This window comes from Streptomyces sp. SAS_281 (assembly GCF_052542855.1).
The window spans coordinates 1-13,095 of record NZ_JBMNDO010000168.1; the positions used below are offsets into that span (position 1 = coordinate 1).

The following is a 13,095-nucleotide window of genomic DNA, read 5'->3' on the forward strand; positions in this document are numbered from 1 at the left end:
CCCCCCCCCCCCCCCCCCCCCCCCCCCCCCCCCCCCCCCCCCCCCCCCCCCCCCCCCCCCCCCCCCCCCCCGGTCGTCAGCTGTAGATGCCGAACTCCCAGAGGGAGTAGCCCCATGCCGTGCCCCGCTGGGTGAGGTTGAGCTTCACATAGCGGGCGGTCTGCGCGATGTCGAGGTCGTCGGCGTCACCGTTCCCGGTGGTCGTGGTGTACACCGACCGCCAGGAGTTGCCGTCGTCCGAGACCAGCACCTCGTAGGACTTGGCGTACGCCGGGTCCCACACCAGCTGGAGGTGGCGGAACGACTTCCGCTCGCCCAGGTCGACCTGGATGGACTGAGGGTCGCTCCAGTCGCTGGCCCACCGGGTGTCCAGCCGTCCGTCGGTCGCCATCGCCGCGGTGCAGGGGCAGCCGCTGCTGCCGGCCTGGGCGGAGGTGGCGGTCGCGGGGCGGCCGAGCGCGACGTTGGTGCCGCTGACCGGGGGCACCACGACCTTCACCGACTTGGTCTCGATGCCGGCGTTGCCGTGCCCGTCCTCGGCCTGGATGTACACCTTCCACACCCCGAGCCGCGCGGGCGCGGTCACCGCGAAGGTGCCGTTGCCGGTGGACCGCCAGGTGGCCTCCACCAGGGCCTTGTCACCGGTCGCGTAGTTGCCGCTCAGGTAGATCTTGTACGTGACCGGGTCGTTGTCCGGGTCGCGGATGTCGGCGCGGACGGTGAACTCCTTGCCCGCGGGCGCCCCTCCGGCGTTCTGCACCGTCATGTTGCTGATGACGGGCGGGGTGTTGTCACCGGCGGTGGAGCCGCTGTACGCCTTCTTCAGGGCGTAGTACGAGAGCCGCTTCTTGCCGTCCGGCACCACGTTGAACCAGACGCCGCCGAAGTCGTGCTCGGTGCCGTAGTGGAAGAAGGTGGCGCCCAGTGCGACACCCTGGTGGGCGGTGACGCAGTTCCACGCCTTGGTGTAACCCTCGGCCTTCTGCACGTCGGTGGGCTCGTCGGGGATCCCGTTAGCGTCGTCCGGCACCTCCCACTCACCGGCCGGGCCGCCCTCGGTGATGATGTAGGGCTTGGTGTAGCCGCCGGCCTCCCAGGCGGTGCGGACCCCGCAGATGTCTCCGTAGGAGTTCATCGAGTACAGGTCGAGGTCGGGGGCATTGCGCTTGTAGTAGGGCCAGGCACCGGTCCAGGCGTCGGTGGACGTCACCGGGTGGTCCGGGTCGATGGTGTGGATCTTCTTCGCGACGTCGTTGACGAAGCTGGTGTACGCGTTGCGCTGCTTCTCCAGCTCGTCACCGCTGTAGCAGTTCTGCAGCCCGAGCACCGACTCGTTGCCGACGTTCCACATGAGCACACCGGGGTGGCTCTTGTACGTGTCCACCCACTTGGCGAACTCGGTGAGCGACGAGGACTTGTAGGCGTCGTCGGTCAGGTAGTTGACGCAGCCGCCCGCGCCCGGACCGCCGCCGGGCTGCAGCCAGAAACCGCTGACCACGCGGATGCCGTTGGCCGCCGCCGCGTCGAGCAGCGGCTTGGAGGTGCCGTCGGTGCCCCAGGTCCGGATGGTGTTGACGCCCATGGACTTCAGGTCGGGCATGTAGCGCGCCGCGTCGTTGACGGACGGGCCCCAGGTCAGGCCCTTCACCTGGTACGGCTTGCCGCCGACGGTGAGCTGCCAGTTGCCCTGCGAACCGGTGACGCGGACGGCTCCGCCGGTGCCGGGGTCCGGGTTGCCGGAGCCCGTGGTGCCGTACACCTGGAACTCCCACAGGGAGTAGCCGTAGCCGCCGGCGCGGGCGGTGCCCTGCATCCTGACGTAGCGGCCGGAACCGCTGACCGCGAGGTCGTCGGTACCGCCGTCGCCGTTGGTGACGGTCTTCAGGGTGCGCCAGTCGGATCCGTTGTCGGACGCCTGGATCTCGTACGCCTTGCCGAAGGCGGACTCCCAGGTCAGAACGACCCTGCTGAGGTCGGCGGCGGCGCCCAGGTCCACCTGGAGCCACTGCGGGTCGCTCCACGCGCTGGCCCAGCGGGTGCCGGTGAGGTTGCCGTCCACGGCGGCCGAGGCCGCGTAGCCGGCGCCCTCCGACGAGGAAGCGGTGGCGGTCTTCCCCTGCGACAGCAGGGATTCCGCGGCCCGGGCGCCGGACGCGGTCAGCATGACCAGCGACGAGGCGACGAGGGCGAGAAGGGTGATCAGCAGCGTGCCCGCGCGGGGTCTCGCGGGCAGGGCTGAACCGGCTCTGTGCACATTCTCTCCTGGCGGAAGAGTGCGGGACGGGGATCCCGCGGCGGGTTGGGAGAGCGCTCTCCCAGGAGAGTGACGTGTACTCGTCCAGCTGTCAACGATCAGAACGCGCCGGGTTCGGCGGAAGGTGCGCGGAGCGCTAAGGAACGAGGTTCTACTTGGTCTGGGCAGGCCGCTCCTGCCGCCCGCCGACCCCTGCGGCCCGCGCCGCGCTGTGCAGCGAGCGCAGGGCCAGCAGGAGGAACCCGATGTCATCGAGGTAGACCGGGTCCGGCAGCAGGTCGACCGGCGACACGGTGTACAGCACCGCCGCCCAGACCAGCGCCTTGTTGTGCAGCGGGACACCAGCCTCGGCCAGTAGTTTCCTGGCCTTCAGGACCCGTACCAGGAGGACGCCGGCGACGACCAGCATGAGCAGGCCGAGTACCGCGCCGACGATGATCCATGTCTTGGTGTCCATGCTTCATCCTGCCTTGTCCGACTTATCCGGAGCGGTGCGTCCGGTGCCGGGTGCGGCGCTTCAGGGCGCGCCGCTCGTTCTCCCCGAGACCACCCCACACCCCGGCGTCCTGGTTGTTCTCCAGGGCCCACCGCAGGCATTCCTGCTGTACGGGGCAGCGTCGGCACACCGCTTTGGCTTCCTCGACCTGGACGAGCGCCGGGCCACTGCTTCCGATGGGGAAGAACAGGTCCGGGTCCTCGTCGCGGCAGGCCGCGTGCATGCGCCAGTTCTCCATGGACTCTCACTCCTGACGGTCGTGTGCGTCGCGTTTGCCTCGGTACGCTGCGGGTGACCGGCATTTCGCCCCCGAAACCCCCATGGCCCTTCCTTCGCGTCCTCTTCACGTTCCCCCGAAGCTGCGGGGGCGGCGGCTCAGGGGCGATCATGGGAGACGGCGGGCCTGCGTCGGGCACGGTGACGGCTGGGAAGGATCGTCCGTGGGCGGCACTGATGACATGCGGATCGGCTGGGGCGAGGCCCACCGGGCGGGCGCGCGCCGGGCGTCCGAGAGCGGTCTGCTCGACGTCCTCGGGGTGGCCGCGCTCGTCCTGGACACCCAGGGCCGCATCGTCCTGTGGAGCCCGCAGGCCGAACGGCTGCTGGGGTATTCCGCGGAGGAGGCGCTGGGCGAGTTCGCCGCCCGGGTGCTGGTCGACGAGGAGGACTTCGAGCTGGTGCTCCGCCTCTTCGGCCAGGTGATGGGGAGCGGCGAGGCATGGGCCGGGGTCTTCCCCGTACGGCACAAGGACGGCACCACCCGGCTGCTGGAGTTCCGGAACATGCGGTTGCAGGACGACCGGGGTGACTTCTACGCGCTGGGGCTGGCGGCCGACGGGGAGGTGCTGCGCCGGGTGGAGCGGGATCTCGCGCTGTCGGTGGGCCTGGTCGACCAGTCGCCGATCGGCCTCGCGGTGCTGGACCCCGAGCTGCGCTTCCTGTCCGCCAACGCCGCGCTGGAACGGATGGACGGCGTGAGCGCCGCGGAGCACCTGGGGCGGCCGATGGCCGAGGCGCTGTCGTTCCTGGGCCCGGACGGTCTGGAGGCGGCGGCGCGGGAGGTCCTGGACAGCGGTGTGCCGCAGGTGTCGCGCCAGGTGGTCGGGCGCTCCCCCACCGCGCCGGACAGCGACCGCGCCTGGTCGGTGTCGCTGTACCGGCTGGACGACTCCGCGGGGCGGGTGCTGGGCATCGCCGCATCGCTGATCGATGTCACCGACCGCTACCGCGCGGCGGCCGAGGCGGAGCGGGCCCGGCAGCACCTCGCGCTGATCGCCGACGCCTCGGTGCGCATCGGCACCACGCTCGACCTGGAGCAGACGGCCCTGGAGCTGGCCGAGGTCACCGTGCCGCAGCTCGCCGACGTCGCCGCGGTGGACGTACTGGACAGCGTCCTGAAGGGGCGCCCCGGGCCTTCCGACGGCCCGCTCCTCATCCGGGCCCTCGCCGTCGTCGCCGCCCGGCCGACGCCCGTGGTGGAGGCGGCCGACCCACCGGGCCGGGCCGCCCGCTACGGCGCCGACCGCCTCGTCACCCGATGTGTGCGGACGGCGCGGCCGGTGCGGGAGCCGTATCTCGACGCGGAGAAGCTGGCCCGGGTGGCCCGCGACGAGCAGTCGGCCGCCCTGCTGGCCGAGGCGGGCGCGCACTCGTACCTGGCGGTGCCGCTGATCGCGCGGGGCGAGGTGCTGGGGGCGATCGACCTGATCCGGACGGACAACCCGCTGCCGTTCACGGCGGAGGACGAGGCGCTGGCCGCCGAGCTGGCGGCCCGGGCCGCGGTCTCCATCGACAACGCCCGCCTCTACCGCCAGCAGCAGGAGACCGCGCTGACGCTTCAGCGCAGCATGCTGCCGCGCAACCATGACGACCCGGCGGGCCTCGACGTGGTGTCCCGTTACCGGCCGGCCGCCTCGCGCTATGAGGTCGGCGGGGACTGGTTCGACGTGATCGGGCTGCGCGACGGCGGGACCGCCCTGGTGGTGGGCGACGTGATGGGCAGCGGGATCAACGCGGCCACCACGATGGGGCGGCTGCGCACCGCCACCCAGACGCTGTCGCGGCTCTCCCTGGAACCCGCCGAGGTGCTGGGGCACCTGGACGAGATCACCGCCGGCCTGGACCCGTGGTTCGCGACCTGTGTCTACGCGGTGTACGACCCGGGTGCCGGGCGGTGCCGGGTGTCCACGGCGGGGCATCTGCCGCCGGTGCTGATCCCGGAGGGCGGTGAGCCGGTGCTGCTGGATCTCCCGGCCGGGGTGCCCTTGGGGGTGGGCGGGGTGCCGTTCAGCGATGTCACGGTTCCGCTCGGCCCGGGCGACCGGCTGGTGCTGTACACGGACGGTCTGGTGGAGACCCGGGAGGACGACATCGACAGCCGCCTGGAGACACTGCTGGGGCTGCTCCGTACCCCGGACGCCTCGCTCGACGCGACGTGCGACCGGCTGCTGCGGGAGCTGCGGGACCCGGACGGCCACGACGACGTGGCGCTGCTGATGGCCCGGGTCCACACGTGACGGCGGCGTGGGGTCAGTGCGCGCACCTGCGCCGGGTGCGGCACTTCGCGCTGGCGCGGACGCGGTTGCCGCCGGCGCCGAGGAAGCCCAGGCCGATGCCCAGCATCCAGGAGTCCTTGGCGAGCGCGATGCCGTCCTGCGTAGGCCGGATGCTGCCGGGCTCCCGCATGCCGGGGGTCCGCAGATAGAGGCCGAAGAGCCCCCCGGAGAACCCGGTGAGGAGCAGCCCGGCGAGCCGGGTCGGTACGAAGGGCGCCAGCAGGGTGACGCCGACCGCGATCTCGGAATAGGCGAGCAACCGGGTGAACCGGGCGGGTTCCAGCTTGCCGAGGAACGGATAGGCGTTGCTGGCCATACCGTGCAGCCCCTGGGCGGTCCCCTCGTCGGCCTTGAGCTTGCCGAGGCCGGAGTTGAGGATGAACGCGCCGGTGGCGAGGCGCGGCGGGATATCGCGCGGTTCGGGCAACAGCATCATGGCGTGAGCCTCCATGGAACAGGTTGTCGGCCCCCGGTCGAGCCTAGCCAGCGGGGGTCCCGGGCGCGCGTCGAGCGGGCGGACCGGTGGGCGATACTGGGCGCGGCGGGTACGCGAGAGGGGGCTCAGTGGTCCAACAGCCAACGGAATACGACATCGTGGTGGTCGGCGGCAGCGGGGTGGACACGATCGTCCGCGTCGACGCCCTGCCGGTCCCCCTGGCCGACTCGGTGATGGTCGGCCCGATCCGGGAGTGGCCCGGCCAGACCGGCGGGAACGTGGCGCTCGGCGCCCGTGCGCTGGGGCTCGACGTGGTGTTCCTCGACTGCGTCGGCGACGACTGGATCGGTGCGCAGGTGCGCGAGCGGCTGGCGAAGGGTGACGTGGAGTTCCACGCGGTGATCTCCCCGGCCGGGACGCGGCGGGCGGTGAACCTGGTGGACGCGACGGGCCGGCGGATGTCGTTCTACGACGCCCGGGACCCGGAGGACCTGCGGATGCCGCGGGAGTTCTATCTGCCCCGGTTGCGGCGGGCGCGCCATGTCCATCTGTCGATCACGGACTTCACCCGGTTCCTGTACGACGACATCGAGGCGCTGGGGCTGCCGGTCTCCACGGATCTGCACGACTGGGACGGACGCAGCGACCACCAGCGGGAGTTCGCCCTCCGGTCCGATCTGGTCTTCTTCAGCGCGGCGGCGGCCGGGAAGCGCGCGCCCGCGCTGATGCGGGAGATCCTGCGCGAGGGCCGGGCCACGACGGTGGTGGCCACGGCGGGCGCGGAGGGCTCGTACCTCCTCACCCGTGACGGCGGCGACGAACCGGTGCACATCGCGGCGGTCGCGCCGCCGGCGCCCGTGGTCGACAGCAACGGGGCGGGCGACGCGTTCGTCACCGGCTTCCTGTACGGCAGGCTGGACGGGCGTGAGCCGTCGGAGTGCGCCCGGCTGGGGGCGGTGGCGGGTGCCTTCGCGTGTACGGCTCCGGGCTCGACGGCCATGATCGGCCGGGCGGAGCTGCTGGGCACGTAGGGAGGGCCGTGCATGAGGCGCAGGTGCCCCGGGCCCCGGGGCACCTGCGCGTACGGGTCACTTCAGGTAGGGGCCCGCGGCGCCGATCTTTCCTGGGCCGTTCAGCACGTACACGCGCATGTTGCCCTTGCCCGGGGCGTCGACGGTGAGCTTTCCGTCGGTGACGACCCGGGTGTCACCGGTGACGGCGTCCTTGTAGGTGCCGTTGGGGATGCCGGTGTACGAGGCGCCGCCCGTGACGGTGACCAGGGCGAAGCTGTCGGCCGATCCGCTGGTGTAGCGGCGCTTGTACGCCATCTGGCCGCTGATGCCCTCGGTGGAGTACTGGCCCATCTGGAGGGCGGGCACGGCCCGGCGGATCAGGTTGAGCCGCTGGAGGTGCTTGACCAGGGGCTGGGCGAGGGTGTTGGCGACCTCACCGGACGCGGAGTCGACCTGCGAGAACTCCGAGGCGGTGACGCTGCCCGCGAGGTGGTCGCCGTAGTAGGCGCGGCCGGTGGTGGCCAGGGGGCAGGTGGGGCCGCAGTCGATCTTCTTGCCGGCCTGGAACTCGATCTCCGATCCGTAGTAGAGGGTGGGGATGCCGCGGAACGTCCACATCAGCGACATGTTCTCGGCCCAGGCGTCGGTGCCTCCCGCGTAGCGCTCGCTGCTCTTGTTGGGCCCGTAGTCGTGGCTGTCGACGTAGACGACGTTGTAGGTGGCGTCGTTGGTGGAGTCGTCGGAGTCCTTGCCGTTGTTGAACGCGTTGGTGGCGTCACCGAAGTTCATGTGCATGCGCATGTCGATGATGTTCATGCCGGAGAACTGGCTGTGGTCCGGGGTGTGATAGCTGTTCCCGTCGAGGAAGGCGTTGGTGGAGGTCGGCTGGTTGCCGGTGCCGAGCTTCTCCTCGTACTCGTACATCTCCAGGGCGGCCTTGGTGTCGTCGGCGTCGTACTCCTTGCGTTCCTTCCAGGTGAAGAACTGCGCCGAGTGGTTGACCGAGCCGCGGTTCCACTTGTCGTTGACGAAGGCGCCGACCTCGCCGAAGACGAGGAAGTTCTTCGCGGCCTCGGCGCCGAACCGCTGGGTGACCCGCTCCTGGATCGCGGGCAGGAAGCGGCGGTTCCAGGTGGTGCGCGGGATGTGCACCGCGGTGTCGATGCGGAAGCCGTCCACGCCCATGTCGATGTACTTGTCGTAGGCGCCGATCAGGTAGTTCTGCACCGGTGCGGACTCGGTGTTGAAGTCGGCCAGGTCCTCGTGGAGCCAGCAGGAGCGGGAGTCCTCGCCCTCCCAGTTGCCGAGCCAGCAGGCGTGGTAGTACTCCTTCGGGAACATCCCGGATGTGGGGTTGGGCCACTGGCAGTTGTAGACGGTGTAGCCCTCGGCGGACTTGCCGCCGGTCGGCTTGCCCCAGTTGAGACACGTGTTGCCCGCGGGTTCGGCCGTGGACCACATGTCGCCGTTGTAGTAGGACTTGCCGCTCTTGGGTTCGACGGTGAGTCCGTCGTACTCGAAGCCCTCGTTCCGCTCCTCGTAGTACCAGCTCCACTGCGTGTCACGGACGCCGTAGACGGTCGGCGTGAACAGGCCCTTGGCGCCCCAGCGCGAGGAGTGGTTGTAGACGACGTCCTGGTAGATCTTGATGCCCTTGGCGTGGGCGGCGTTGATGAGGTCCTGGTAGGAGGCTCCGGCGGACTCCAGGCGGGGGTCGACCTTGTAGAAGTCGTATCCGTGGTAGCCGTGGTAGTCGTAGTCGGAGCGGTTCAGGACGACCGGGGTGATCCAGATCGCCGAGAAGCCGAGCCCCTTGATGTAGTCCAGCTTGTTGACCAGGCCCTTGAAGTCCCCTCGGAACATGGGGTCGTCGTTGGCCGCGTTGCCGGACTTCACGTCCTGGCTGCCGCCCCGGTTGTTGCTCGCGTCGCCGTCGTTGAAGCGGGCGGTGAGGACGAAGTAGATCGGGTCCTTGCGGGGGTCGGTGCCGAGGGGTGTGCCCTGGGCCGCCGCGGGCGGTTTGTCGCCCGTGGTCGCCTCGGCGGGCGCGGAGGCGGCGGAGGCGTTGCCCGCCGCGTCGACCGCCTTGACGGTGTAGGTGTAGGTGGTGTGTTCCTCCAGCCCGGATTCGGAGAGCACGGTGGAGGTCACATCGGTGACGACGCCGCCCTTCGTGCCGCCCGTGCGGGTGACCTGGTAGCGGGTCACCCCGGTGTTGTCCGTGGAGGGTTCCCAGCCGAGTACGACCGCGACACCGTCGGCCTTCGCCGTGACCGCCGAGGGCGCGGTGGGCGCCTCGGTGTCGGCGGGTGCGGCGGCGCACGGGTCCGCGGCGTCCTCGACGACCGCGCGGTCCTTCACGGTGCTGAGGCCGGCCGGGATCGTGTAGTCGCCGCCGTTGTTGTTGTCCCAGACGCCGTTGCCGTTGTTGAACGCGGCCTTCATGGAGGTCGCGGCGCCGAGGTCGACCGTCCTCTTCACCCAGCCGGTGCAGGCCGGTTCCATGCCGACGCCGGGCACGGCGGTCCAGGAACCTCCGGCGGGCCGGTAGTGCAGATTGGTGGTCGTCCAGCCGACGGTGGCGGTGGAGTAGTACACCGACGCGGTGTGCGCCGCAGCGGTCGGAGTGGGGCTCGGGCCGGGATCACCGCTGTCCGCGCACGGGTCGCTGTGGGCGACGACCCCGTCCTTGACGGTGATGTTGCCGCTGCCCAGGTCGTAGTTCTTGCCTCCGTTGTTGTCCCAGACCCCCGAGCCGTTGTTGAAGGTCGCCTGGATGCCCTCGGCTCCGGCGAGCGGGACGGTCTTCTTGACCCAGTCGGTGCAGGCGGCGTCCATGGCCACTCCCGGCACGGTCGTCCACGCGCCGCCGTCGGGGGCGTAGTGCAGGTTGTAGGCGGCCCAGTTCTTCGTCTTGGTGTAGTAGAAGACGGTGGTCGTCGCGTCGGCGGCGGCGACGGGCCGCGCGTCGAGGCCGGTGTCCGGCAGCGCGGTGAGCAGCCCGCACACCGCGGCGGCGGCAGCGGCGGACGCCAGGGTGCGTCTCAGCAGCCGGTGGGCGTTGCGTTTCATGGTGTCTCCAGGGAAGGGCCACGACGGCGGCGAAGCCGTGGCGTCCGATGCGCGGGAGGTGGGGCCCGCGCGATCCCGCCGGAGACCCTGACGCGCCTCAAGGTCCGAGCGAGCTTGTAAATCAAGCCGGAATATTGCTGCAATCTCTTGCAGCAGGGAAGTTACCGGCACATGACAAGCCCGTAAAGAGGTGTGGAGGCGCCGCCTCTCGCGGCGCCCGCCGCGTCGGCTCAGAACGGCACCGTCAACTGCGCCTGCACATGCGCGTGCAGGACCCCGGCCATATCGGTCGCGCCGTCGCCGAGCAGCCATTGGATCTGCAGTCCGTCCATCAGTGCGATGAGCTGCTGTGCCGCCTCGCGCGGGTCGATGTCCTCGCGCAGCACGCCCTTCTCGCGTGCCTCGGTGTACGAGACCGCTGTGGACAGGACCGAGCACCGGTAGCGCTCCACGAAGTAGGAGTGGGCCGGGTGGTCGGCGGAGGTGGCCTCGGCGGACAGCACGCAGAACAGCTCGACTATGCCGCGCCGCTCCGCGTTGAGCGCCGCGAGTCCGACCAGCCGGCGCAGCCGGTCGACGCCGGTGGGGCGGCCCGCCTCCAGCCACTGGCCATCCACGGCGTCGCGGTGTTCGAGGACGGCGAGCAGCAGGGATTCCTTGGTCGGGAAGTGGTGCAGCAGTCCGGGATGCGAGATGCCGCAGCGGGTGGCGATCACCCGCAGCGAGGCGCCCCGGTAGCCGGCCTCACCGAACATGGCCATGGCCTGGTCGAGGATTTGCCCGCGTTTCGCCCGGCCCTTCGCGTATCCACGCCGCTCGTCGCCGGTCACTCGGCACGCTCCCCGGTCGTCTCGGCAGCCCTCGCCGCACATGTTCGCATCCTACTTACTTACCACTAGGTCGGTATTCGGCGTACGGTGGTCCCCGGAGCGCACAGCCTCCGCATACCGTCCGATGAGAACGTCGCCGACGTCGTGAAAGGAAAGCCCGTGGGCTCCTCCCTGCCCTATCTCGACCCCCGCCTGTCCATTCCGGAGCGCGTCTCCGATCTGCTGGGCCGGATGACGCTGCCCGAGAAGGTCGGCCAGATGCTCCAGCTGAACGCCAAGGACGGGGTACGGCAGCACATCGAGGAGATGCACGCGGGCTCCATCCTGCACGCCTCGCCCGAACGCGTCCTGGAGGCCGCCGAGCTGACCCGCCGGACCCGGCTGGGCATCCCGCTCCTGGTCGCCGAGGACTGCATCCACGGGCACTCCTTCTGGGAGGGCGCCACCATCTTCCCGACGCAGCTCGGGATGGCCGCGAGCTGGGACCCGGAGCTGCTGGAGCGCGTGGCGCGGGCGACCGCCGTCGAGGTGGCCGCGACCGGGGTGCACTGGACGTTCTCGCCGGTGCTGTGCATCACCCGGGACCTGCGCTGGGGGCGGGTCAGCGAGACGTTCGGCGAGGACCCCTTCCTCATCGGCGAACTGGCGTCGGCGATGGTGCGCGGCTACCAGGGTGAGGGGCTGGACGACCCTACGGCGATCCTGGCGTGCGCCAAGCACTTCGCGGGCTACTCCGAGACCCAGGGCGGCCGGGACGCGAGCGAGGCCGACATCTCGCGCCGCAAGCTGCGCTCCTGGTTCCTGCCGCCGTTCGAGCGGGTCGCCAAGGAGGGCTGCCGTACGTTCATGCTGGGTTACCAGTCGATGGACGGCGTCCCCGTCACCGTCAACAACTGGCTGCTCAACGAGGTGCTGCGCGGCGAGTGGGGCTACACCGGCACGCTGGTGACCGACTGGGACAACGTCGGGCGCATGGTGTGGGAGCAGAAGGTGTACGCCGACCACACCCAGGCGGCGGCCGCCGCGGTCCGGGCGGGCAACGACATGGTGATGACCACGCCCGACTTCTTCGAGGGGGCGCAGCAAGCCGTGGCGGCCGGCCGGCTCGCCGAGGCGGACATCGACGCGGCGGTCGCGCGCATCCTCACGCTCAAGTTCGAACTGGGCCTCTTCGAGAACCCGCGCCACCCCGACCGGGACCGGCAGCAGGCGGTCATCGGCAGCGCCGGGCACGCCGAGCTGAACCTGGAGGCGGCCCGCCGCTCGCTGGTGCTGCTGTCCAACGACGGCACCCTGCCCCTGGACGGCGGCTTCGAGGCCGGGGCGGACGGGCGGGCGGTCGCGGACGCCGGCGCGGCACCGCGTACGGTCGCCGTGATCGGTCCCAACGCCGATGACGCGCAGACTCAGCTCGGGGACTGGGCGGGCTCCTCCGGCCAGGCGGACTGGCTGCCGGACGGCCATCCGCGCGCCATGATCCGTACCGTCCTGGACGGCTTCCGGGAGCATGTGCCCGCCGGCTGGACCGTCACCCACGCGCGCGGCGCCGACATCCTGACGGTGGGCCCCGACCCGGAGGGGGCCTTCTTCCCGGACGGCCAGCCGCGCCCCGAGATCGTCGTCCCGTGCGAACCGTCCGGCGACCTGATCGCGGAGGCGGTTGCCGCGGCCGAGGCCGCCGACCATGTCGTCGCCGTGGTGGGCGACCGCATCGAGCTGATCGGTGAGGGGCGCTCGACCGCGACCCTGGAGCTGATCGGCGGCCAGATCGCGCTGCTGGACGCGCTCGCCGCGACGGGCAAGCCGTTCACCGTGGTCGTCATCGCCTCGAAGCCGCTGGTGCTGCCGCCGTCCGCGTACCGCGCGTCGGCGATCGTGTACGCCTTCAACCCGGGCATGCAGGGCGGCCGCGCGGTGGCCGAGCTGGTTCTCGGGCTCGTCGAGCCGTCCGGGCGGCTGCCCGTGTCCTTCGCGCGCCATGCCGGGCAGCAGCCCACGTACTACAACCAGCTGCGCGGCCAGCACGGTGCGCGGTACGCGGACCTGACCCAGCGGCCCGCGTTCGCCTTCGGCGAGGGCCTGAGCTACACGACCGTCGCCTACACGGGCCTGGAGGTGCTGACCGACGTCCTGGGCGCGGGCGACACGCTGCGGGCGCGCGTCACGGTGAGCAACACCGGCGGGCGTCCCGCGCTGGAGACCGTCCAGGCGTACGTGAGCGACCTGGTGACCTCCGTGACGTGGGCGGAGAAGGAGCTGAAGACCTACCGGCAGATCCGGCTGGCTCCGGGCGAGTCGCGCGAGGTGACGATCGAACTGCCGGTCGCCGCGTGCGCCCTGGTGGACGCCGAGGGCCTGCGGGTCGTGGAACCGGGGGCCTTCGAGCTGCTCGTCGGTCCGGGGTGGGGGGGGGGGGGGGGGGGGGGGGGGGGGGGGGGG

General features: G+C 71.1%; 9 protein-coding genes. 3 read left to right on the forward strand and 6 right to left on the reverse strand.

The annotated features are described in order from the left end of the window. Positions 1–76: 76 nt before the first annotated feature. The 3 genes from ACN6LM_RS35510 to ACN6LM_RS35520 all read right to left on the reverse strand — a co-directional run bounded on the left by ACN6LM_RS35510 (position 77) and on the right by ACN6LM_RS35520 (position 2,988). Entirely contained in the window at positions 77–2,254 is a 2,178-nt protein-coding gene (locus tag ACN6LM_RS35510) for a discoidin domain-containing protein (RefSeq protein ID WP_445069552.1), read from the reverse strand. A 151-nt stretch (positions 2,255–2,405) separates the two neighbouring features. Further along, positions 2,406–2,711, reverse strand: coding sequence for a YkvA family protein (locus tag ACN6LM_RS35515; RefSeq protein WP_445069553.1), 306 nt, complete (start codon positions 2,709–2,711; stop codon positions 2,406–2,408). 22 nt (positions 2,712–2,733) lie between these two features. Continuing rightward, a complete protein-coding gene (locus ACN6LM_RS35520; RefSeq protein WP_425815167.1) occupies positions 2,734–2,988 on the reverse strand; it encodes a WhiB family transcriptional regulator in 255 nt (84 codons plus the stop codon). Between the two features lie 220 nt (positions 2,989–3,208). Between ACN6LM_RS35520 and ACN6LM_RS35525 the strand changes: the two genes are divergently transcribed. Continuing rightward, complete coding sequence (locus tag ACN6LM_RS35525) at positions 3,209–5,266, forward strand: SpoIIE family protein phosphatase (RefSeq protein WP_445069559.1); 2,058 nt, start codon at positions 3,209–3,211, stop codon at positions 5,264–5,266. 13 nt (positions 5,267–5,279) lie between these two features. On the opposite strand, the gene ACN6LM_RS35530 is transcribed toward ACN6LM_RS35525, so the two are convergent. Next, positions 5,280–5,741, reverse strand: coding sequence for a hypothetical protein (locus ACN6LM_RS35530; RefSeq protein ID WP_445069554.1), 462 nt, complete (start codon positions 5,739–5,741; stop codon positions 5,280–5,282). A 128-nt stretch (positions 5,742–5,869) separates the two neighbouring features. On the opposite strand from ACN6LM_RS35530, the gene ACN6LM_RS35535 reads away from it, so the two are divergent. After that, on the forward strand, positions 5,870–6,772 hold the full coding sequence (locus ACN6LM_RS35535; protein ID WP_445069555.1) for a carbohydrate kinase family protein: 903 nt from the start codon (positions 5,870–5,872) through the stop codon (positions 6,770–6,772). Between the two features lie 57 nt (positions 6,773–6,829). Here the strand turns inward: ACN6LM_RS35535 and ACN6LM_RS35540 are convergent, their stop codons facing one another. Together ACN6LM_RS35540 and ACN6LM_RS35545 are read right to left on the reverse strand one after the other, a co-directional pair. Continuing rightward, the gene (locus tag ACN6LM_RS35540; protein ID WP_445069556.1) at positions 6,830–9,826 is read right to left on the reverse strand and encodes a carbohydrate binding domain-containing protein; all 2,997 of its coding nucleotides are present in this window, start codon (positions 9,824–9,826) and stop codon (positions 6,830–6,832) included. A gap of 230 nt (positions 9,827–10,056) precedes the next feature. Next, the gene (locus tag ACN6LM_RS35545) at positions 10,057–10,656 is read right to left on the reverse strand and encodes a TetR/AcrR family transcriptional regulator (RefSeq protein ID WP_445069557.1); all 600 of its coding nucleotides are present in this window, start codon (positions 10,654–10,656) and stop codon (positions 10,057–10,059) included. A gap of 159 nt (positions 10,657–10,815) precedes the next feature. On the opposite strand from ACN6LM_RS35545, the gene ACN6LM_RS35550 reads away from it, so the two are divergent. After that, positions 10,816–13,095 (forward strand): exo-beta-d-1,3/1,6-glucosidase (locus ACN6LM_RS35550; protein ID WP_445069558.1); only part of this gene is annotated, 2,280 nt, incomplete at its 3' end.

Excerpts from the sequence above, each read along its gene's own strand:
- ACN6LM_RS35525 (WP_445069559.1), top strand. The coding sequence starts at position 3,209 with ATGCGGATCGGCTGGGGCGAGGCCCACCGGGCGGGCGCGCGCCGGGCG.
- ACN6LM_RS35530 (WP_445069554.1), bottom strand. The coding sequence starts at position 5,741 with ATGATGCTGTTGCCCGAACCGCGCGATATCCCGCCGCGCCTCGCCACC.
- ACN6LM_RS35520 (WP_425815167.1), bottom strand. The coding sequence starts at position 2,988 with ATGGAGAACTGGCGCATGCACGCGGCCTGCCGCGACGAGGACCCGGAC.
- ACN6LM_RS35540 (WP_445069556.1), bottom strand. The coding sequence starts at position 9,826 with ATGAAACGCAACGCCCACCGGCTGCTGAGACGCACCCTGGCGTCCGCC.
- ACN6LM_RS35515 (WP_445069553.1), bottom strand. The coding sequence starts at position 2,711 with ATGGACACCAAGACATGGATCATCGTCGGCGCGGTACTCGGCCTGCTC.